Genomic DNA, 20,374 nt, shown 5'->3' with positions numbered 1-20,374 from the left:
TAATTCAATGTTTTATACAGAAAATCTTTATTTAGACTGATTTTTACTCAAAAAGACCAAGGACATGATTTGAATAAAGGTAAACCCTAAAATGAATAACAGGCGCTCCCTCTGCAAAGCAGCTGCCAACCGCTCAAAGACTAACGTAGGATGGCTGACTAGATCCCAAGAATTGAGCCGATCATAGCGACCAATGTAAATTGCGAGACTCGATAAAAATGAGACGGCTCCAATAGCCAAATATTCCAGCCACCATTTGAGCTTCAAATAGCCCGAAATCAAATTCCAGCTCTCTATTCCGCATAGAACCCCGAAGAAAATACTTGGAACAAAGGCCATAAAAAGGTGTAGACTTTCTCGGTTCCACAAGGTGTCACTCACCCAGTGCATGTGTACCAAGTCTGTAATCATATAGAACGTATTGGGATAAAACACTAGCCAAAGAATTGCTATAGGCAAGAAAAACCATTTTTTCTTAAATTGAATGGCTATAAAAACCGCATCATAGGCAACCAAAGCTAGAAACATATTCCAAATCAAATCTGGACCTTTTGTCAAAATTCCTTCAGCATAAATGATAGCAGAAATAATCGCAAAGAAAATATGAATGATAATTGTTTTACGCATACTCGATTTCCTCCTTCGTTATATAAGAAAACATTATATCACAAATTCTGCACTTTCATCTTAAAATCTGCTATAATAGAAAACAGCACAAATGAAAGAGTAGACTATGACAAAAAAAGTAATTGCAGTAGATTTAGACGGAACCTTGCTCAATTCTGACAGCAAACTATCTGAATTTACAAAAGAAACAATTAAAAAAATTTCTAAAAAAGGACATCATGTTGTCATCACAACCGGACGCCCTTATCGAATGGCACGGGAATTTTATAAAGAATTGGAACTACACACTCCAATGATCAACTTTAATGGCTCTTTGACCCATATCCCGGAGAAAAAATGGCAACAGGAAAGATGTATCACCTTAGATAAAGAATATCTATTAGACATTGTCAAAAGGAAGGAAGAGATTGAAGCAGACTTCATTGCTGGAGAATATCGAAAGAAATTTTATATCACAGCCCCCAATGAAACGATTGCCAACCCGAAATTATTTGGTGTAGAATCTTTTCAACCTGAAAATCAATTTAATCCAGAATTGGTTACCAAAAATCCCAACTGTATCCTTTTGCAAACGCATGCCAATGATAAATATGCTTTGGCGGATGAGTTGAATCAATTTTATCAACAACAATTATCTATCAACACTTGGGGCGGTCCGCTCAATATCCTTGAATGCACTCCAAAAGGCGTCAACAAAGCTTTTGCTTTGAAATATTTATTAGAGGTTCTGAACGTAGAGCGAAAAGATTTGATTGCTTTTGGTGACGAGCACAATGATACAGAGATGTTAGCTTTTGCCGGTACTGGCTATGCCATGAAAAACGCTAGCCAAACACTTCTTCCTTACGCAGATGAGCAACTGCCGCTTACCAATGACCAAGACGGAGTCGCTCATCAATTATCGAAACTATTTTTATAATGAGACTTAGAGTTGGACAGATTTTCTGCCTGACTCTTTAATATTTACACGTAATCTTCCCAGATTTCATTTTTCTACGACTGATTGTGCACTAGCAATCATGGGGCGGTCTCATCAGCTGTTGATTTTCAATTATTTCCTATCAGTTTATTTATGCTATAAATTGAATATTATAAATTTTGTTTTTTAAATTTAAAATGTTTCTAGATTTTTTATTGATTTTCCTCTTTCTTATTTAATAATTCATGTAGATAGAATTATTTTTTCAAAATTTTCATTATTTTTCCAATCGTTTTTCAAGGTTAATATATTGTTTAAATGGCTAGTTTTGTCCGTTTACAATCTGTCAAAAATATGAAAGATTTTGATTTTTTTAGCTCAAACTATTGCATTTTTCATGAAAACGTTTTATACTTAAGTAGTCTTAAATTTTTCTTAAACTTAAGTCAAACATTTTATAAGGAGGAAAGACAATAATGAGTATCGGAATCATTATTGCAAGCCATGGTGAATTTGCTGCGGGTATTCATCAATCAGGTTCTATGATTTTTGGTGAGCAAGAAAAAGTTCAAGTTGTAACTTTTATGCCAAACGAAGGTCCTGATGATTTGTATGCTAAGTTCAATGACGCTGTGGCTGCTTTTGACGCGAACGATGAAGTTCTAGTTTTGGCTGACCTTTGGAGTGGCTCTCCATTTAACCAAGCTAGCCGCGTAATGGGTGAAAATCCTGACCGTAAGTTCGCGATCATTACAGGTTTGAATCTGCCAATGTTGATTCAAGCTTATACAGAACGAATGATGGATGCCAATGCTGGCGTTGACGCTGTTGCCGCAAACATCATCAAAGAAGCCAAGGACGGAGTGAAAGCTCTTCCTGAAGAACTAAATCCTGTAGCTGAGGTAGCAAGTGCACCGGTTGCACCAACTGCTCAAGCTGCCATTCCAGAAGGAACCGTTATCGGCGATGGCAAGTTGAAAATCAATCTTGCTCGTATCGATACACGTCTTCTTCACGGTCAAGTTGCAACTGCTTGGACACCAGATTCTAAAGCAGACCGTATCATCGTTGCTTCTGACTCCGTATCAGCTGATAAACTTCGTAAAGAGTTGATCAAACAAGCTGCTCCTGGTAATGTCAAAGCAAATGTTGTCCCAATTGACAAATTGATTGCGGTAGCAAAAGACCCTCGTTTTGGTAACACACATGCACTGATTCTTTTTGAAACTCCTCAAGATGCACTCCGTGCTGTTGAAGGCGGTGTTGATATCAAAACACTTAATGTTGGCTCAATGGCTCACTCAACTGGTAAAACAATGGTCAATAACGTTTTGTCAATGGACAAAGATGATGTTGCAACCTTTGAAAAATTGCGTGACCTCGGAGTGGAATTTGACGTACGTAAAGTGCCAAATGACTCCAAAAAAGATTTGTTTGACTTAATTAAAAAAGCCAACGTTCAATAATGGAAAGGATTTAGAATATGTCAATTATTTCTATGATTTTAGTGGTCTTCGTTGCCTTTCTTGCTGGACTCGAAGGAATCTTGGACCAATTTCAATTCCACCAACCACTTGTTGCTTGTACCTTGATTGGTCTTGTAACAGGACACTTGGAAGCAGGTGTAATGCTTGGTGGTTCACTACAAATGATCGCTCTTGGTTGGGCAAACATCGGTGCTGCGGTTGCGCCTGACGCTGCCCTTGCCTCTGTTGCTGCCGCTATCATTATGGTACAAGGTGGAGACTTTACAAACAAAGGTGTTGCTGTCGCAACTGCTGTTGCTATCCCACTTGCTGTTGCTGGTCTTTTCCTTACAATGATCGTACGTACTATCTCAGTTGCCCTTGTTCACGGTGCTGATGCTGCTGCTAAAAAAGGTGACATCGCAGGCGTAGAACGCGCTCACTTATTTGCTCTTGTCCTTCAAGGTTTGCGTATCGCTCTTCCTGCTGCACTTCTACTTGCTATTCCAGCTGAAGCTGTACAAAACTTACTCGCAATGATGCCTGCATGGTTGTCAGATGGTATGGCTATCGGTGGTGGTATGGTCGTTGCCGTTGGTTACGCTATGGTTATCAACATGATGGCAACTCGCGAAGTATGGCCATTCTTTGCTATCGGTTTTGCACTTGCAGCTGTTAGTCAATTAACCCTTATCGCTCTTGGTACAATCGGTGTTGCAATTGCTCTTATCTATCTGAACCTTTCTAAAAAAGGTGGGAATGGTAGTGGCGGAGGTTCTGCTACATCAAGCGACCCAATTGGTGATATTTTAGAAGACTACTAAGAAAGGAGCTACTAATATCATGACAGAAAAAATTCAATTATCAAAATCAGATCGTCAAAAAATTTGGTGGCGTTCAACTTTCTTGCAAGGTTCTTGGAACTATGAACGGATGCAAAACTTAGGTTGGGCTTATGCATTAATTCCAGCTATCAAAAAACTTTATACTAAAAAAGAAGACCAAGCTGCTGCTCTTGAACGTCACTTGGAATTCTTCAACACTCACCCATACGTAGCTGCTCCTATCATTGGTGTGACACTTGCTTTGGAAGAAGAAAAAGCAAACGGTGTTGAAATTGATGACGCTGCTATTCAAGGGGTTAAAATCGGTATGATGGGACCTCTTGCTGGTATCGGTGACCCAGTCTTCTGGTTTACCGTTCGTCCTATCCTTGGTGCTCTTGGTGCTTCTCTTGCCTCAACAGGAAACATCATGGGTCCAATCCTCTTCTTCGTTCTTTGGAATCTTATCCGTATGGCCTTCTTGTGGTACACTCAAGAACTTGGTTACAAAGCTGGTTCTGAAATTACTAAAGACATGTCAGGTGGCATCCTTCAAGACATCACTAAAGGAGCTTCAATCCTTGGTATGTTTATCCTTGCTGTACTCGTTGAACGCTGGGTAAACGTAAGCTTTGCTCTTCAACTTCCTTCAACAAAACTATCTGAAGGTGCTTATATCAACTTCCCTAAGGGAGCTGTAACTGGTTCTCAACTGCAAAAAATCTTAGGTGATGTTGCAAATGGACTTAGCTTAACTCCTGAAAAAGCAAACACACTTCAAGGACAATTGAATTCATTGATTCCTGGTTTGATGGGACTTCTCCTTACTTTCCTTTGTATGTGGTTGCTTAAGAAGAAAGTTTCACCAATCACTATCATCATCGGACTCTTCATCGTTGGTATCATTGCCAAAGTTATTGGTTTGATGTAAACATGGAAAAAGAAGGTTTCGGCCTTCTTTTTTATTGACAATAAATGTGCTATAATAGAAAAGATAATAGATAAACGAGGATTGAACATGGCACAGTCACAAAATACAAAAATTGATTTTCAGACAACAGGAACTTCTTATCTGGGAATTGGAGGGAAAGTTGGAAAATTCTTAGTTGGAGATAAGGCACTTGAATTTTATGCAGATGCCAATGTCGAAGACTACATTCAAATTCCTTGGGATACTATCAAACAGATTGGCGCCAATGTTTCGGGCAAACGAATTAGTCGTCATTTTGAAGTCTTTACTGACAAAGGCAAATTTCTCTTTGCCTCAAAAGATGCTGGAACCATTCTGAAACACGCTCGAAATCATATTGGTAATGAAAAAGTCGTTAAACTACCGACACTGATTCAAACAATTGGTCAATTTTTTAAAAATCTATTTGCAAAAAAATAAGAATTCTTGTATAATCGTAAGAAACGGATAAGTAAATCTAGAATCTCTTTCAGAAAGTCTGCGGCAGCTGTGAGCAGATAGAGAGCTAGCTTGAAATTCTACCGTGATACTAATTTCATAAACAATCAAGTGCACTTATGTGAAGTTGGATGGAACCGTGGCTCTGCCACTCCAACACTTTCCATAGGTGCATTTTTATTTAAGGAGGTTCTGATGTTAGATATTAAACGCATTCGCACAGATTTTGATATCATCGCAAAAAAACTAGCTACTCGTGGCGTTGACGCTGCAACACTTGATAAAATGAAAGAGTTTGATAGCAAACGCCGTGAACTCTTGGTCAAGGTTGAAAATTTAAAAGCAGAGCGTAACACGGTTTCAGCAGAAATTGCCCAAGCGAAACGTAATAAAGACAATGCTGATGATAAAATTGCTGCCATGCAAAAATTATCTGCTGAAATTAAAGCATTAGACGCAGAGTTAGCAGAAATTGACGCTACATTAACCGAGTTTACAACGACTTTGCCAAATATTCCTCACGATAGTGTGCCGGTAGGTGCTGACGAAGACGATAATGTAGAAGTTCGCCGTTGGGGGACGCCACGTGTGTTTGACTTTGATGTAAAAGCTCACTGGGATCTTGGTGAAAATCTTGATATTCTCGACTGGGAACGCGGGGCAAAAGTAACCGGCGCTCGCTTCCTCTTTTACAAAGGATTAGGAGCTCGTCTAGAACGCGCTATTTATAATTTCATGTTAGACGAGCATCAAAGAGAGGGCTACACAGAAGTCATCCCTCCTTACATGGTTAATCACGATTCTATGTTTGGGACTGGTCAATATCCAAAATTCAAAGAAGATACGTTTGAATTGAGCGATACAAATTACGTTCTCATTCCAACTGCTGAAGTTCCTTTGACAAACTACTACCGAGGGGAAATTTTAGACGGAAAAGACTTGCCAATCTACTTCACAGCCATGAGTCCGTCTTTTCGTTCTGAAGCTGGTTCTGCCGGTCGTGACACCCGTGGTTTGATTCGTTTGCATCAATTCCACAAAGTAGAAATGGTCAAATTTGCCAAGCCAGAGCATTCTTATGAAGAATTAGAAAAAATGACCGCTAATGCGGAAAATATCCTGCAAAAGTTGAATCTTCCTTACCGTGTCGTTGCACTTTCTACAGGGGATATGGGCTTCTCTGCAGCGAAGACCTACGACTTGGAAGTCTGGATTCCAGCACAGAATACCTACCGTGAAATTTCTAGCTGTTCCAATACCGAAGATTTCCAAGCTCGTCGTGCCCAAATCCGTTACCGTGACGAAGCAGATGGCAAGGTCAAACTCCTACACACGTTGAATGGATCCGGTCTTGCAGTTGGTCGTACCGTTGCAGCTATTCTTGAAAATTATCAAAATGAAGACGGCTCTGTCACTATTCCAGAAATTCTTCGTCCATACATGGGCGGTGTGAAAGTGATTGCTCCAAAATAACATAAAAACTCTGAGATTTTCAAATCATCTCAGAGTTTTCTTATCTCTTCATTTGATTGTTTCGCTTTTTAATCATTGCACTTCGAACCACACTTATCACAGTTGGGAGTAAGGTGACAATGACAATTCCCAAAATAATAGCTGAAAAATGAGTTTTCACAAAGGGAATATTCCCAAAAAGATAGCCTGCCCCTGTCGCAATCAAAGACCAAGACAAAGCTGCGATAAAAGCTCGTTTCAGAAAAGACTGAACAGGGAATTGGCTAATACCTGCTACAAAAGGCACAAAGGTGCGAATAATGGGAATATAGCGTCCTAAAATAATAGAAGTAGAGCCATGTTTTTCAAAATACACTTCTGCTTCTTTGATATTTTCTTCTTTTATCAATTTACTGAAAAATTTATAATGTACAAAACGATAACCCAAGGTTCTGCCAATGAAGAAATTACAGGTATCACCGACAAAAGCTCCCACAAAAAATAGAAGCATAAAAAGTAGAACATTAAAATGCATTGCTGGATTAGCTGATAGAGCGCCTGCAGCAAAAAGTAAGCTGTCTCCCGGCAAGAATGGAAATACTACCGCAGCTGTCTCAATAAAAATCACCAAAAACAAAATCAAATACGTCCAGCCACCTACAGCATGAGCAATATTATAAATGTGTGCATCAATATGCAAGATAAAATCAATAATAAACATCTCTTCTCCTTTTGTCCATTCTCTATTATAGCAGAAAATACTACAGAAAAGCGTATTTTAAAAATAAAAAAACAGAAATGAACGGTACAACAAGCCAATCCACTTCTGATTTTTATTAGTATTTTCGAAATCGTTGGTAACGTGCTTCTAAAAGTTGTTCAAGTGGTAGTTGAGACAAATTTGCTAATTCAGCGACTATTTCTTGTTTCACAGCATACAATAAATCTTGATTGCTGAGTCCTGATTCTGGAATCACCTTGTCCACTACTCCCATATCAAGAAGCTCATGAGAAGTGATTTTCATGAGTTCTGCAGCTTCCATAGCACGACTGCCGTCTTTCCACAAGATAGAAGCAAAACCTTCGGGACTAAGCACCGCGTAAATTGAATTTTCTAGCATCCAGACCTTGTCTGCAACAGCTAAAGCTAGCGCTCCTCCAGATCCGCCTTCACCGATAATAATAGCGATAATCGGCACCTTTAAATCGCTCATCTCGAGCAAATTACGCGCAATAGCTTCTCCTTGACCGCGCTCTTCAGCCCCAACTCCCGGATAAGCACCGGCTGTATTGATAAACGTAACGACAGGACGACCAAATTTCTCTGCCTGCTTCATCAAGCGAAGTGCCTTTCGATAACCTTCTGGATGAGGTTGCCCAAAATTCCGTTGCAAATTATCCTGTAGATTGCGCCCTTTTTGAATCCCAACAACGGTGATGGGCTGACCATCTAAAGTTCCGATTCCACCGATAACCGCTCCGTCATCTCGAAAAGAACGATCGCCATGTAATTCAATAAAATTCTCGCAAATTCCTTGTGCAAAATCCAAAGCTGTCAACCGCGCCTGATCTCGTGCTTCTTTAATAATTCGAGTAATATTCGTCATTGTTTACCTCCATGGAAAGCCAAGAGCATTGCAATGGTGGAGCGCAATTCCAAGCGCTTGACAATGGCATCAACAAAACCATGCTCAAGCAAAAATTCCGCCTTTTGAAAGTCATCTGGCAATTTTTCACGAACAGTTGTTTCAATTACTCGGCGGCCTGCAAAGCCAACAAGCGCTTGCGTTTCAGCCAAAATGATGTCTCCTTCCATAGCAAAAGAAGCCGTCACTCCACCCGTGGTCGGGTCTGTTAAGATCGTCAAATAAAACAAGCCAGCATTAGAATGGCGTTTCACAGCAGCGGAAACCTTTGCCATTTGCATCAAACTCATAATGCCTTCTTGCATGCGAGCGCCACCAGAAGCTGTGAACAAGGTGACTGGCAACTGATGTTCTGTAGCATATTCAAAAAGACGAGTAATTTTTTCTCCAACGACTGTTCCCATAGAAGCCATGATAAAGTTGGAATCCATGATCCCCAGTGCAGTTTTTTGACCACCGATTGTCGCAATTCCTGTTAGTATCGCTTCATCCAAACCTGTTTTCTCACGGACAGTTCTTAATTTTTCACGATATTTAGGAAACTTCAAGGGGTCTGATGTTTCAATTCCTGTAAACAATTCCTCAAAACTATTGGCATCTACCGTTAAATTGAGGCGTTCAAAAGCTGAAATACGAAACGTATAGCCACATTGCGGGCAAATCCGTTCACTTCCCAAATCTTTTTGGTAAATGATATGCTTACATCCTGGACACTTTGAAAACAGTTCATCCGGAAACTCTGGTTTCACTTGAGGTTTCTCACGACTGGAACGGTTTGGATTGATCCGAATATACTTATCCTTTTTGGAAAACAAAGCCATGACTTATATCCTTTACTCCTCTACTTTTTCTTTTGATAAGCTGGTAAAAATTTCTCCATAAGAAAAGCTGTATCATAATCGCCAGCAATGACATGTGGGTCTGAAATCAAATCTAACTGAAAACCGCTATTTGTCACAACGCCGTCGATTTCTAATTCATAGAGCGCACGCTGCATTTTCATAAGTGCATCAAAACGATTTTCACCATGAACAATAATCTTGGCAATCATGCTGTCATAATACGGCGGAATCGTGTAGCCAGGATAAACTGCAGAATCCACACGCAACCCCACTCCCCCACTCGGTAGATAGAGATTGGAAATCTTTCCCGGACTTGGTGCAAAGTTAAATGCAGGATTTTCTGCATTGATTCGGCATTCAATCGCGTGACCTGTTATATGAATATCTTCTTGGTTAAAAGGCAGCTCTTGCCCCGCAGCAATTTTGATTTGCTCCTTAACAATGTCCACCCCCGTTACAAATTCCGTTATCGGATGCTCCACTTGGACACGAGTATTCATTTCCATGAAATAAAATTCTCTTTTGCCTTCATCAAATAAGAATTCAATCGTTCCAGCGTTTTCATATCCGACAGATTTTGCAGCTCGAACAGCTGCTTCCCCAATCTTCTGACGAAGCGTTTTGCCAATCGCAACCGACGGACTTTCTTCCAGCACTTTTTGATTATTTCTTTGAAGTGAACAATCGCGCTCGCCTAAGTGGACAACATGACCATGTTGGTCAGCCAAAATTTGGACTTCAATATGCCGAGCCGGATAAATAACCCGCTCCATATACATGGCGCCATTTCCGAAAGCCGCCTTGGCTTCACTAGAAGCCGATTCAAAAGCAGCTACTAAATCTTCTGCTTTTTCAACCTTCCGAATGCCTTTGCCACCACCGCCAGCAGAAGCTTTCAACATGACTGGATAGCCGATTTTTTCTGCAACTGCAAGTGCTTCGTCTGACGTATGAACTTCGCCATCAGAACCTGGGATTACAGGCACATTAGCCTTAATCATCTGAGCACGCGCATTGATTTTATCACCCATTAAATCCATTACCGCTCCAGAAGGACCGATAAATTTAATACCAACTTCCTCGCACATGGTCGCAAATTTAGAATTCTCACTCAAAAAACCAAAGCCTGGATGAATCGCCTCTGCCCCAGTCAAAACTGCGGCAGAAAGAACCGCATTCATATTGAGGTAGGATTCTGTCGACTTTGCTGGACCTATACAAACCGCTTCATCTGCCAGTAAAGTATGGAGAGCTTCTTTGTCAGCAGTAGAATAGACTGCGACTGTCGCAATCCCTAACTCTCTAGCTGCCCGAATAATTCTGACCGCAATTTCCCCACGGTTGGCAATTAAAATCTTACGAAACATGGTGAAATCTCCTTTTTTATTGTCCGAGGGCAAAAGTTAAAGTACCACTCGCTGCCAACTTCCCGTCAACTTCTGCTTTCGCTTCCACAACCGCAATGGTGCCACGACGCTTCACAAACTTCGCTGTCATGATGAGCTGATCACCAGGAACAACTTGTTTTTTAAATTTCACCTTGTCCATTCCGGCATAAAAGACCAATTTCCCCTTATTTTCCTCCTTGGACAATTCCAAAACACCGGCTGTTTGAGCCAAAGCCTCCATGATGAGAACTCCTGGCATGACAGGATATTCAGGAAAATGACCGTTAAAGAAAGGCTCATTGATTGTAACATTTTTAAGCGCTACAATCTCATCTTCTTTCACTTCCAGCACACGGTCAACCAATAGCATAGGATAACGATGGGGAAGAGCTTCTTTTATCGCATTGATATCAATCATTTAATCCGCACCAAACCTTTCCCAAATTCGACCATTTCTTCGTTTTGGACAAGAATTTCTGTCACAATACCGTCCTTAGGTGACGGAACTTCATTCATCACTTTCATGGCCTCAATAATCATCAAGGTTTGCCCCTTCTTCACTTGGTCGCCAACAGAAACAAAAGAAGGTTTATCAGGACCTGAAGCAAGATAAGCAACTCCAACCAAGGGACTTTCAACCACATCGCCTTCAGCTGTTAGCACTTCTGGACTAACCGTTTCCTCCACAATTGGAGGAACAGTTGGCTGGGGAACTTCGACTTGTGAAACAAGATTGGTGTTCGCTGTTGAATCCTCTGCAGAAGGAGCAATTGATTCAACTGTTCTTTCATTTTTACTGAACGTTAATTCATCACTTTGATTTTTATAAGAAAATTCACGCAGACTTGATTGGTCAAATTGAGCCATCAAATCTTTGATTTCATTGATATTCATTTAAGCCTCCCAGCGCTTGAATGCAAGTACAGCATTGTGCCCACCAAAGCCAAAGGTATTTGAAATCGCATATGGAATATCATGTTCTTGCCCTTGACCATAGATGACATTCGCCTCGATATCATCTGAAAGTTCTTGCGTTCCTGCAGTCATCGGTACAAAGTTATGACGCATTGCCTCAATCGTTGCAATAGCTTCTACTGCACCAGCTGCACCAAGAAGGTGTCCTGTGAAGGATTTCGTAGAAGAAACTGGTACTTCTTTTCCAAGAACATTAACAATCGCTTGACTTTCACCCTTTTCATTGGCTTGTGTGGAAGTCCCGTGAGCATTCACATAGGCAATGTCTGAAGGTTGTAATCCTGCTTCTTCAATGGCTAGTTTCATAGCTTTAGCAGCCCCTGTACCAGCTGGTGATGGTGTTGTCATGTGATAAGCGTCACAAGTATTTCCATACCCCACAATTTCTGCTAAAATCGTTGCCCCACGTTTTTCAGCATGTTCTAGGCTTTCAATTACCAAAACACCTGCACCTTCTCCCATTACAAATCCATTTCGATCTTTATCAAATGGAATAGATGAACGTTTTGGATCTTCATTTGTGGACAGAGCTGTAAGAGCTGCAAAACCGCCGATGCCAATTTCGTTGATAGAGCATTCAGAACCACCTGCTAAAATAACATCTTGAAAACCAAATTTGATTTCACGGAATGCCTCTCCAATAGCATCATTAGAAGACGCACAAGCAGTTGTAATAGATTTACATACCCCATTAGCTCCCACACGAATAGCGATATTTCCGGCTCCCATATTTGAAAGTGCTTTAGGAATGAAGAGCGGTTGGATACGATTGGCTCCTCTTTCATGCATTCGGATAATTTGATCTTGCAATTCTTTTAAGCCACCAATCCCACTAGATACAATGACACCGAATCGATCATGGTCAACTGTCTCGGTATCTAGATGAGCATTTTCTAACGCTTCTAAAGCTGCATGAATGGCATAAATAGAATACATATCCATACGATTTTTGTCTTTTTTAACAAAATGTTTTTCTAGCGGGAAATCTTTAATTTCTGCTGCATTATGTACACCAATCACACTAGGATCAAAATTCGTAATTGGACCAATACCAATCTTCCCTTCTTTTAGACTATCCCAAAACTCTTCGGGTGTGTTTCCAATAGGTGAAGTTACTCCATATCCTGTTACAACAACTCGATTTAGTTTCATTTCAAACTCCTTTATTAAGAAAATATATCACATGCTTAAAACTCGTACGTTTTAGTCATCTTCTACCTCATGGTTAACCCGCCATCAATGGCAATGACTTGCCCAGTTAAATACTCTTGACGAGCTAGAAAGGCTGCCACTTCTGCCACTTCGCTGGTATTCCCAAAGCGTTTCATTGGAATTTGTGCTAACGTAGCTTCTTTCACTTTATCAGACAAAACATCGGTCATATCTGACTCAATCATACCTGGCGCAATAGCATTCACTCGTACATTGCGAGCTGCTACTTCACGCGCTACAGACTTAGTAAATCCAATCAGTCCAGCCTTAGAAGCCGCATAGTTTGCTTGACCGACATTGCCAATCAAACCAACCACACTTGATACATTGATAACAGCACCTTGACGAGCTTTCGACATTGGCTTCAAAACCGCTTGAGTCATATTAAAAGCACCAACAAGATTCACTTTCAAGACCTGTTCAAAATCTTCCTCTGTCAATTTTAGCATGAGTTTATCTTTTGTAATCCCTGCATTATTGACTAGAATATCCACGCTTCCAAGTTTTTCGATAGCTTCTTCTACCATCCGCTTAGCATCCGTGCTATCTGACACATCACCAGAGATAGAAGCCACTTGTACACCATAATCTGAAAATTCAGATACGAGCACCTCATCAATCTCACGGCGACCGTTTAAAACAATGTTGGAACCTAGACTTGCAAACTTATGTGCCATTGCAAGACCAATTCCACGTGTTGAACCAGTTATAAAAACATTTTTACCTTTCAGTTCCATACCTATTCCTTATTTTCTAGAAGAGTAGATAAACTTCTAACATCTTCAACGTGAGCAACCTTTGCTGATTTATCAATTTTTTTAACAAAACCAGAAAGAACCTTACCTGGACCAATTTCAATAAAATTAGTTACACCAGCTTTTTGCATCGTTGCAATACTATCATAAAAACGAACTGGTTCCATAACTTGACGAGTTAAGAGTTCCTTAATTTGTCCTTGTTCCATGACAGTTGCTTTGGTATTGCCTACCAAAGGAAGTTTGAAATCAGCAAATTCAACTGTTTCTAAAACTTTTGCCAATTTATCACTTGCAGGTTTTAGCAAAGCTGTATGAAATGGACCAGAGACATTCAAAGGGATGAGACGCTTAACACCAGCTTCTTTTAACAATTCCACTGCTTTGTCAACCACTTCAACTTCACCACCAATAACAATCTGACTAGGTGTATTGTAGTTGGCAGGAGAGACAATGCCTAGCTGGCTTGCCTTTCGACAAGCTGCTTCAATTGTAGCTAAATCGGCATTTAAAACCGCAACCATTTTACCAGAGCCAGCAGGAGCTGCTTCTTCCATAAAAGCACCACGTTTCGCAACCAAAGCAACCGCTGTTTTAAAATCCAAAGCACCTGCTGCTACCATGGCAGAGTATTCCCCAAGAGAAAGGCCTGCTACCATATCAGCTTGCATTCCTTTTTCTTGCAATAATCGGTAAATAGCAACCGAAGTGGTTAAAATTGCTGGCTGAGTATGGCGTGTCTGGTTGAGCTTTTCTTCCTCATTATCTATCAGATATCGTAGATCATAGCCCAATACTTGACTTGCTTCATCATAGGTTGCCCTCACTACATCAAACTGATCGTAAAGGTCACGAGCCATTCCCAGATACTGAGCACCCTGACCTGCAAATAGAAAGGCTGTTTTAGTCATTTCTAGTTACTCCTGCCCAACGGCTAGCTTCTTTTTGGATTACCTCTGCTGCACCGTAGTAAATATCTTTTAAAATTTCTTCAACTGTTTCTTCCTTGCTGACAAGCCCCGCAATTTGTCCTGACATGACAGAGCCATGTTCAACATCACCGCGAACAACTGCATTTGCCAGAGCACCCGCTCCTAAACTCTCAAAAACAGTTAAATCAGGATTTTCTTGCTTAAAAGCATCCTTTTCTGCTTGATCAAATTCTCTAGTTAGTTTATTTTTCAAAGCTCGTACTGCATGACCAAAATGTTGAGCAGAAATGGTTGTATCAATATCCCGAGCTTTCAAAATCATATTTTTATAATTTTGGTGCGCATTTGACTCTTTTGCAACGACGAAACGTGTTCCCACTTGAACAGCCTCTGCACCAAGCATAAAGCCTGCAGCTGCACCGCGACCATCGGCAATCCCTCCTGCTGCAATTACAGGAATATCAACTGCTTCAACTACCTGACGAACCAAAGTCATGGTGGTTAATTTTCCAATATGCCCACCTGCTTCCATTCCTTCAGCAATGACTGCATCTGCACCAATTTTTTCCATTCGCTTAGCCAATGCTACACTTGGAACTACTGGAATGACTGTAATACCTGCGTCGTGGAAACGAGTCATATATTTACTTGGATTTCCTGCACCAGTTGTCACAACCTTGACACCTTCTTCAATCACTAAGTCAACAATATCTTCCACAAACGGTGACAACAGCATGATATTCACGCCAAAAGGTTTGTCTGTCAATGACTTAATTTTATCAATATTAGCTTTGACAACTTCTTTCGGTGCATTACCACCACCGATAATGCCAAGACCTCCCGCTTTAGAAACTGCACCAGCCAAGTCACCATCAGCAACCCAGGCCATCCCACCCTGGAAAATAGGATATTTAATATTTAACAATTCTGTAACACGTGTTTGCATAATACCTTCCTTTATATTGCTTAAGTAATGGCTCAATCCTTTCAGTTCAAGCACTTGTATACTTTGAAAATCAAACTATTACCTAAACAAGAGGGAGTGAAACATGCCATCCAACCATAGATTTTATTGTTCCACCCCAGCAAAATCAACTGTCTCTTGCTCTTTTCTCAAAAGAAAATCGGTTATACAGTCAACTTTACTGCCTACCTCAATACCTTTTTCAAAAGAGGGCGAGAATCTTATCTCAGCCCCGTTTCATCTTTTTATTTTGTTTTTTCTTCAACGTAGGCAACTAAGTCACCAACTGTGTTCAATCCTTCTTCGGTTTCGATTTGAATATCGAATGCATCTTCAATTTCTGAGATAACTTGGAACAAATCCAATGAATCTGCGTCAAGATCATCAAAAGTTGACTCAAGAGTAACTTCTGAAGGTTCTTTACCAAGTTCTTCCACAATAATTTCTTGTACTTTTTCAAATACTGCCATGATAGACTCCTTTAAAAATAAATATTTATATTCATGTGTTTACCACATAATAACTAAATTGTAACAATAAGTGTGCCCCATGTCAAACCTCCACCGAATCCTGACAGCAAAACTGTTTGACTGCCATCAAGGTGAATGAGTCCTTTTTCAACACAATCAGATAAAAGAATTGGAATGCTCGCTGCACTCGTATTCCCATATTCCATCATATTTGCAGGAAGTTTTTCCCTTGTTACACCAATCTTTTTCGCCATTTTATCTAAAATACGAATATTGGCCTGATGTAATAGTAAATAGTCAATATCCTCCACTTGAATATCACTGGATTCAATCGTATTTTTTATAGATTTTGCCACATCTCGAATAGCAAAATCAAAAATTTTTCGACCATCCATTGTCAAATATGGTGCCGCCTCTTCCTTTTCAGAATAAGGTGAAGATAAACCAACTTTACCACAAGTCAAGCTTTCCCCACGCGAACCGTCTGTATATTGACTTTCAGCTAAAAAATGCTGCTGCTCTGAGCTCTCTAGCAAAACACCACCAGCACCATCACCGAAAAGAACCGCAGTTGAACGATCAGACCAGTCAAGGACTTTTGATAAGGTTTCACTTCCTATAACAAAACCCTTCTGGTAACGACCTGAAGAAATCAACTTTTCAGCTGTTGACAGAGCGAAGATAAAACCACTACAAGCCGCTGTTAAGTCAAATGCAAAGGCATGCCTTGCACCAATATTTGCTTGAACTCGTGCAGCCGTTGAAGGCATCATAGAGTCTGGGGTGATAGTTGCCACAATGATAAAGTCTAGCTCATCTGCATGGATATTCGCCTTTTTCAACAATTGTTCTGCCACCTTGGTAGCCAAAACACTCGTTGATTCTATTTGTGATAAATGACGACGCTCTATTCCTGTTCGACTTGAAATCCATTCATCGCTCGTATCCATTATTTTTGCCAAATCATCATTTGTAACTACCTGACTTGGAGCATAATGAGCAACTTGACTAATTTTAGCATAGTTCATTATTTCAAATCCTCTAAAAAATGATACAGATTAGTCAGACCTTTTCCCATGACCTTCATCTCTTCAGCATCCATTCCTTCAATGATTCTTTCAACCATTCTCTTGTGAAATCTTCTGTGCAAGCGATAAATCAGGCGACCATTTTTTGTCAAATTCAGATGAACGACACGACGATCAACTTCTGAACGTGTCCGTTCAATATAGCCTTTTCTTTCAAGGTTATTTAAACTAGTTGTTACGGTTCCTAATGTCACCATCAATTCCTTTGCTACGCTACTAGGAGTCGCATTGGGATTTTTTCCAACAACATCAATCGTGTGCATTTCTTTGATAGAGATATCTTTGAAGCGACTGCCTCTCAAACTAGATTCTTCAATAACCAATACATTATTGAAAATAGATGTTAAATAATCATTGACCAATTGGTAATCCAAAAATCTATCCTCCTCTAACAAAAAACTTTCAACATCAAAACATTTGACTAGAAAAGTATATCAAATATCAAATTAAATTGCAACTACTTTTTTACTTCCCAGAAAATTTTGGTCGACGCTTCTCAGCATAAGCTCGCACCCCTTCTTTGAAATCTTCTGTGAAAGCCAATGTCTTCTGCAACTGTAGTTCGAGTTTTGCATACTCATCCCAACCAGTAAACAAACTCTTCCATACCAATTCTTTAATAGCACGATAAGAATTAAGTGAATGACGTTTCAACTTCTTAATCACTTGATTCGTTGTAGTTTCTAACTTTTCAACTTCACAAACTTTATACAAAAGACCATAATTTAAAGCTTTTTCTGCGTTTAACGGTTCACCTGTCATTGCTAATTGAGTTGCTCTCGTCACACCAATCGCTCTAGCAAGTAAATATAGACCACCCGCATCAGGAGCAAGACCTACCCCCACAAAAGCTTGAATAAAACGAGAACGCTCCGTTGCAATACAGAAATCTGCAGCTACCACCATATTAGCTGCCGCACCAGCAACTGGTCCATCTACACTCATAATGACCGGCTTAGATAGTTGTTTCATTGAGTAAGAAATTTCATTGACTAATTCAGCAATTTTGACCAAAGACTGAATATCATCTGCCTCCACCGCTCGTTGCATTTCTGCCAAATCACCGCCAACAGAAAATACTTTCCCATTTGCATTGATGAGCAAAATTTGGATTTCTTCATCTTCAGAAGCCATTTTTATCGCTCTTAAAATTTCTTCACACATGGGAACATTAAACCCATTGGAAACCTCTGCGCGATTCAAAGTCAATGTTGCAACACCGTCATTAACGTTATATAAAATATTTTCAAATTGCATTTAATTGCCTCCGACAATTATTTTCTTTGTCAATTAAATTATTTGAATATCAAATAATATGGTTACATTCTAACATAAAATATTTGCTTTAGCAAGTAAGCACAAGTAAATTTGAAAAGATTTCAGAATTTTGCTATAATTTAAACAATCAGCCTATAGGAGAATTTATGAAAGTTGTTAAATTTGGAGGAAGTTCACTTGCCTCTGCTGGTCAATTAGAAAAAGTATTACAGATTATAAAAGCTGATCCTGAACGTCGATTCGTGATTGTCTCTGCGCCTGGGAAGCGATGCACTCAGGATACAAAGGTAACAGATGCCCTCATTAAATATTATAGAGACTATGTTGCTGGTAATGACGTAACAAAGCACCAACAATGGATTATTCAGCGTTATCGAGATATGGCGTTAGAACTGCAACTCAAACCAAATATTCTAGAGAGAATTTCAAAAAGTTTCCAAAAGCTCGCAAGCCTTCCTATCGAAAATAATAAGTTCTTGTACGATACTTTTCTTGCTGCAGGTGAAAATAACAATGCGAAACTCATTGCGGCTTATTTTACACAAAATGGCGTAGATGCTCGTTATGTTCACCCTAGAGAAGCAGGACTCATTGTATCCAGCGAACCAGGAAATGCTCGACTTCTCCCTTCCAGTTATGATAAAATCGAAGAATTAAATGAAGCTGATGAAGTATTGATTATACCAGGATTCTTTGGAGTAACAAAAAACGACCAGATTTGCACCTTTTCACGTGGTGGGTCTGATATTACTGGCTCTATTATTGCTGCAGGTGTAAAAGCTGATCTTTATGAAAATTTTACAGATGTTGATGGTATTTTTGCAGCACACCCTGGCATTATCCACATGCCACACTCCATTCCAGAATTAACTTATCGCGAAATGCGCGAATTAGCTTATGCAGGTTTTACTGTATTACATGACGAAGCACTCATTCCAGCTTACCGTGGGAAAATTCCACTCGTTATAAAAAATACAAATAACCCTACTCATCCTGGTACAAAAATTGTTTTAAAGCACAGCAACAGGGACTTCCCTGTAGTAGGTATTGCTGCAGATGCCCATTTCACCAGTATTAACATGTCTAAATACCTCATGAACCGTGAAATAGGTTTTGGTAGAAAAGTTCTGCAAATATTGGAAGATCTAAATATCCGCTGGGAGCACATGCCTACCGGTATCGATGACTTATCTATTATTCTTCGGGATCGTGAGTTAACCCCCATTAAAGAGGAAGAAATTCTTCGTCAATTAAGACAAAAGTTAGAAGTTGACCACGCAGAAATCGAACATGATCTCTCAATCATTATGATTGTCGGTGAAAAAATGAAAAGTCACATCGGTTTGACTGCTACCGCAACTAAAGCACTATCAGATAATCACATTAATATCCAAATGATTTCCCAAGGATCTAGTGAAGTTTCTATCATGATTGTTATCAATTCCGAACAAGAAAAAGCAGCTATAAAAGCACTTTACAAAGCTTTTTTTGAATAAAAATTGAGAGTCTAGGTAAAAATTCATAAAAATAGTCAAAAAGCTTAAAATCAATCTTTTAATTAACTTGATTTTAAGCTTTTTTCGCTATAAGCGATTATTACACTTTGACCATGAATTGAGTTTTTGCTCAGCCACTTGCATTATATTAACCCCAAAATCTTGATGTAGTAGCTGATGATAAAAGCAACAGCATAGGGTAGGTAGGAGTACGAACTAAAAATTTTCAAATTTTGATTGATTGCTATGCGTAATCTCCCCAGAGTGTATTATTTATAGGTGAACTCGTCAGGCATCTCACCTGGAAATCTATTACAAAATATAATCATCCATGAGCAGTCTAAAAACCAAACAATCTTAATTTGATTGAGATAATACAATCCTCTCGATAAATGAAACAGTGTAACTCATTCTCTAAAAATGAAAATTTTAAAAAAATACATTCTCATTGTTTTGAACATAAAAAAAGAGAATGAACTTCTGATCTGCACCCCAAAAATTAGATAGAAAAAATCTAACTTTTGGGGTATTTTATTATGAAATTGAGTTATGAAGATAAAGTGCAAATCTATGAACTAAAAAAACAAGGAATCAGCTTAAAGCAACTCTCAAATAAATTTGGAGTACGTATT

At 39.5% G+C, this 20,374-nt stretch carries 22 protein-coding genes and 1 pseudogene; 8 read left to right on the top strand and 15 right to left on the bottom strand.

Annotated elements, in window-relative coordinates:
• Positions 1-27: 27 nt before the first annotated feature.
• Entirely contained in the window at positions 28-627 is a 600-nt protein-coding gene (locus IYQ23_RS08790) for a DUF1361 domain-containing protein (protein ID WP_195674678.1), read from the bottom strand.
• Positions 628-733: 106 nt separating this feature from the next.
• Here IYQ23_RS08790 and IYQ23_RS08785 point away from each other — a divergent pair, with 106 nt between their 5' ends.
• From IYQ23_RS08785 to serS, 6 genes are all read left to right on the top strand, one after another.
• Positions 734-1,546, top strand: coding sequence for a Cof-type HAD-IIB family hydrolase (locus IYQ23_RS08785; protein WP_195674677.1), 813 nt, complete (start codon positions 734-736; stop codon positions 1,544-1,546).
• Between the two features lie 476 nt (positions 1,547-2,022).
• Positions 2,023-3,012, top strand: a complete 990-nt coding sequence (locus IYQ23_RS08780; RefSeq protein WP_195674676.1) for a PTS sugar transporter subunit IIB — start codon at positions 2,023-2,025, stop codon at positions 3,010-3,012.
• 17 nt (positions 3,013-3,029) lie between these two features.
• Positions 3,030-3,836 (top strand): PTS mannose/fructose/sorbose transporter subunit IIC, encoded by an 807-nt coding sequence (locus IYQ23_RS08775; protein ID WP_106100801.1) that lies wholly within the window; start codon positions 3,030-3,032, stop codon positions 3,834-3,836.
• 19 nt (positions 3,837-3,855) lie between these two features.
• Positions 3,856-4,767, top strand: coding sequence for a PTS system mannose/fructose/sorbose family transporter subunit IID (locus tag IYQ23_RS08770; protein WP_174721240.1), 912 nt, complete (start codon positions 3,856-3,858; stop codon positions 4,765-4,767).
• An 87-nt stretch (positions 4,768-4,854) separates the two neighbouring features.
• On the top strand, positions 4,855-5,226 hold the full coding sequence (locus IYQ23_RS08765) for a DUF956 family protein (RefSeq protein ID WP_144210781.1): 372 nt from the start codon (positions 4,855-4,857) through the stop codon (positions 5,224-5,226).
• A gap of 213 nt (positions 5,227-5,439) precedes the next feature.
• A complete protein-coding gene (gene serS, locus IYQ23_RS08760) occupies positions 5,440-6,717 on the top strand; it encodes a serine--tRNA ligase (protein WP_195673010.1) in 1,278 nt (425 codons plus the stop codon).
• A gap of 40 nt (positions 6,718-6,757) precedes the next feature.
• Here serS and IYQ23_RS08755 read toward each other — a convergent pair whose 3' ends face one another.
• The 14 genes from IYQ23_RS08755 to IYQ23_RS08690 form a co-directional block, all read right to left on the bottom strand.
• A complete protein-coding gene (locus IYQ23_RS08755) occupies positions 6,758-7,417 on the bottom strand; it encodes a VTT domain-containing protein (protein ID WP_003025995.1) in 660 nt (219 codons plus the stop codon).
• 115 nt (positions 7,418-7,532) lie between these two features.
• Positions 7,533-8,303, bottom strand: a complete 771-nt coding sequence (locus IYQ23_RS08750) for an acetyl-CoA carboxylase carboxyl transferase subunit alpha (RefSeq protein ID WP_195674675.1) — start codon at positions 8,301-8,303, stop codon at positions 7,533-7,535.
• Positions 8,300-9,163 carry an acetyl-CoA carboxylase, carboxyltransferase subunit beta gene (accD, locus tag IYQ23_RS08745; protein WP_049517085.1) on the bottom strand — a complete coding sequence of 288 codons (864 nt, stop codon included), beginning with the start codon at positions 9,161-9,163 and terminating at the stop codon, positions 8,300-8,302. Before accD ends, IYQ23_RS08750 begins: the two co-directional genes overlap by 4 nt.
• Positions 9,164-9,183: 20 nt before the next feature.
• Positions 9,184-10,551, bottom strand: a complete 1,368-nt coding sequence (locus IYQ23_RS08740; RefSeq protein ID WP_004224972.1) for an acetyl-CoA carboxylase biotin carboxylase subunit — start codon at positions 10,549-10,551, stop codon at positions 9,184-9,186.
• 16 nt (positions 10,552-10,567) lie between these two features.
• The gene (fabZ, locus tag IYQ23_RS08735; RefSeq protein WP_003043557.1) at positions 10,568-10,990 is read right to left on the bottom strand and encodes a 3-hydroxyacyl-ACP dehydratase FabZ; all 423 of its coding nucleotides are present in this window, start codon (positions 10,988-10,990) and stop codon (positions 10,568-10,570) included.
• A complete protein-coding gene (locus IYQ23_RS08730) occupies positions 10,987-11,439 on the bottom strand; it encodes an acetyl-CoA carboxylase biotin carboxyl carrier protein (protein ID WP_420705603.1) in 453 nt (150 codons plus the stop codon). Before IYQ23_RS08730 ends, fabZ begins: the two co-directional genes overlap by 4 nt.
• Before the next feature lie 27 nt (positions 11,440-11,466).
• Complete coding sequence (gene fabF / locus IYQ23_RS08725) at positions 11,467-12,699, bottom strand: beta-ketoacyl-ACP synthase II (RefSeq protein ID WP_021001274.1); 1,233 nt, start codon at positions 12,697-12,699, stop codon at positions 11,467-11,469.
• 62 nt (positions 12,700-12,761) lie between these two features.
• Complete coding sequence (fabG, locus tag IYQ23_RS08720; RefSeq protein ID WP_003033081.1) at positions 12,762-13,496, bottom strand: 3-oxoacyl-[acyl-carrier-protein] reductase; 735 nt, start codon at positions 13,494-13,496, stop codon at positions 12,762-12,764.
• A 2-nt stretch (positions 13,497-13,498) separates the two neighbouring features.
• On the bottom strand, positions 13,499-14,425 hold the full coding sequence (gene fabD / locus IYQ23_RS08715) for an ACP S-malonyltransferase (RefSeq protein ID WP_195674673.1): 927 nt from the start codon (positions 14,423-14,425) through the stop codon (positions 13,499-13,501).
• On the bottom strand, positions 14,418-15,392 hold the full coding sequence (gene fabK, locus IYQ23_RS08710) for an enoyl-[acyl-carrier-protein] reductase FabK (protein ID WP_049508712.1): 975 nt from the start codon (positions 15,390-15,392) through the stop codon (positions 14,418-14,420). Before fabK ends, fabD begins: the two co-directional genes overlap by 8 nt.
• A gap of 263 nt (positions 15,393-15,655) precedes the next feature.
• Positions 15,656-15,880 (bottom strand): acyl carrier protein, encoded by a 225-nt coding sequence (locus IYQ23_RS08705; RefSeq protein WP_003026017.1) that lies wholly within the window; start codon positions 15,878-15,880, stop codon positions 15,656-15,658.
• Positions 15,881-15,933: 53 nt separating this feature from the next.
• Positions 15,934-16,908, bottom strand: coding sequence for a beta-ketoacyl-ACP synthase III (locus IYQ23_RS08700; RefSeq protein ID WP_195674672.1), 975 nt, complete (start codon positions 16,906-16,908; stop codon positions 15,934-15,936).
• Complete coding sequence (locus tag IYQ23_RS08695; RefSeq protein ID WP_022527109.1) at positions 16,908-17,342, bottom strand: MarR family winged helix-turn-helix transcriptional regulator; 435 nt, start codon at positions 17,340-17,342, stop codon at positions 16,908-16,910. Before IYQ23_RS08695 ends, IYQ23_RS08700 begins: the two co-directional genes overlap by 1 nt.
• Before the next feature lie 91 nt (positions 17,343-17,433).
• Positions 17,434-18,225: an enoyl-CoA hydratase gene (locus IYQ23_RS08690; RefSeq protein WP_195674671.1), complete on the bottom strand. Its 792-nt coding sequence runs from the start codon at positions 18,223-18,225 to the stop codon at positions 17,434-17,436.
• Positions 18,226-18,392: 167 nt separating this feature from the next.
• Between IYQ23_RS08690 and IYQ23_RS08685 the strand changes: the two genes are divergently transcribed.
• Both IYQ23_RS08685 and IYQ23_RS08680 read left to right on the top strand, forming a co-directional pair.
• Positions 18,393-19,742, top strand: coding sequence for an aspartate kinase (locus IYQ23_RS08685; RefSeq protein WP_195674670.1), 1,350 nt, complete (start codon positions 18,393-18,395; stop codon positions 19,740-19,742).
• Between the two features lie 536 nt (positions 19,743-20,278).
• Positions 20,279-20,374: pseudogene (locus IYQ23_RS08680) on the top strand (transposase); the annotation flags it as partial.

It is taken from the genome of Streptococcus sp. HF-100, from assembly GCF_015594635.1.
Taxonomy (GTDB): Bacteria; Bacillota; Bacilli; order Lactobacillales; family Streptococcaceae; genus Streptococcus; species Streptococcus vaginalis.
This window is presented reverse-complemented; position numbering and strand designations above follow the sequence as displayed.

What these genes read in the sequence shown, in the direction of transcription:
- IYQ23_RS08790 (WP_195674678.1), bottom strand. Translation starts at nt 627, where the DNA reads ATGCGTAAAACAATTATCATTCATATTTTCTTTGCGATTATTTCTGCT.
- IYQ23_RS08740 (WP_004224972.1), bottom strand. Translation starts at nt 10,551, where the DNA reads ATGTTTCGTAAGATTTTAATTGCCAACCGTGGGGAAATTGCGGTCAGA.
- fabZ (WP_003043557.1), bottom strand. Translation starts at nt 10,990, where the DNA reads ATGATTGATATCAATGCGATAAAAGAAGCTCTTCCCCATCGTTATCCT.
- IYQ23_RS08785 (WP_195674677.1), top strand. Translation starts at nt 734, where the DNA reads ATGACAAAAAAAGTAATTGCAGTAGATTTAGACGGAACCTTGCTCAAT.
- serS (WP_195673010.1), top strand. Translation starts at nt 5,440, where the DNA reads ATGTTAGATATTAAACGCATTCGCACAGATTTTGATATCATCGCAAAA.
- IYQ23_RS08700 (WP_195674672.1), bottom strand. Translation starts at nt 16,908, where the DNA reads ATGAACTATGCTAAAATTAGTCAAGTTGCTCATTATGCTCCAAGTCAG.
- fabG (WP_003033081.1), bottom strand. Translation starts at nt 13,496, where the DNA reads ATGGAACTGAAAGGTAAAAATGTTTTTATAACTGGTTCAACACGTGGA.
- IYQ23_RS08750 (WP_195674675.1), bottom strand. Translation starts at nt 8,303, where the DNA reads ATGACGAATATTACTCGAATTATTAAAGAAGCACGAGATCAGGCGCGG.
- IYQ23_RS08705 (WP_003026017.1), bottom strand. Translation starts at nt 15,880, where the DNA reads ATGGCAGTATTTGAAAAAGTACAAGAAATTATTGTGGAAGAACTTGGT.
- accD (WP_049517085.1), bottom strand. Translation starts at nt 9,163, where the DNA reads ATGGCTTTGTTTTCCAAAAAGGATAAGTATATTCGGATCAATCCAAAC.
- IYQ23_RS08765 (WP_144210781.1), top strand. Translation starts at nt 4,855, where the DNA reads ATGGCACAGTCACAAAATACAAAAATTGATTTTCAGACAACAGGAACT.
- IYQ23_RS08730 (WP_420705603.1), bottom strand. Translation starts at nt 11,439, where the DNA reads ATGGCTCAATTTGACCAATCAAGTCTGCGTGAATTTTCTTATAAAAAT.
- IYQ23_RS08780 (WP_195674676.1), top strand. Translation starts at nt 2,023, where the DNA reads ATGAGTATCGGAATCATTATTGCAAGCCATGGTGAATTTGCTGCGGGT.
- fabK (WP_049508712.1), bottom strand. Translation starts at nt 15,392, where the DNA reads ATGCAAACACGTGTTACAGAATTGTTAAATATTAAATATCCTATTTTC.
- IYQ23_RS08775 (WP_106100801.1), top strand. Translation starts at nt 3,030, where the DNA reads ATGTCAATTATTTCTATGATTTTAGTGGTCTTCGTTGCCTTTCTTGCT.
- fabF (WP_021001274.1), bottom strand. Translation starts at nt 12,699, where the DNA reads ATGAAACTAAATCGAGTTGTTGTAACAGGATATGGAGTAACTTCACCT.
- IYQ23_RS08770 (WP_174721240.1), top strand. Translation starts at nt 3,856, where the DNA reads ATGACAGAAAAAATTCAATTATCAAAATCAGATCGTCAAAAAATTTGG.
- IYQ23_RS08755 (WP_003025995.1), bottom strand. Translation starts at nt 7,417, where the DNA reads ATGTTTATTATTGATTTTATCTTGCATATTGATGCACACATTTATAAT.
- IYQ23_RS08685 (WP_195674670.1), top strand. Translation starts at nt 18,393, where the DNA reads ATGAAAGTTGTTAAATTTGGAGGAAGTTCACTTGCCTCTGCTGGTCAA.
- fabD (WP_195674673.1), bottom strand. Translation starts at nt 14,425, where the DNA reads ATGACTAAAACAGCCTTTCTATTTGCAGGTCAGGGTGCTCAGTATCTG.
- IYQ23_RS08690 (WP_195674671.1), bottom strand. Translation starts at nt 18,225, where the DNA reads ATGCAATTTGAAAATATTTTATATAACGTTAATGACGGTGTTGCAACA.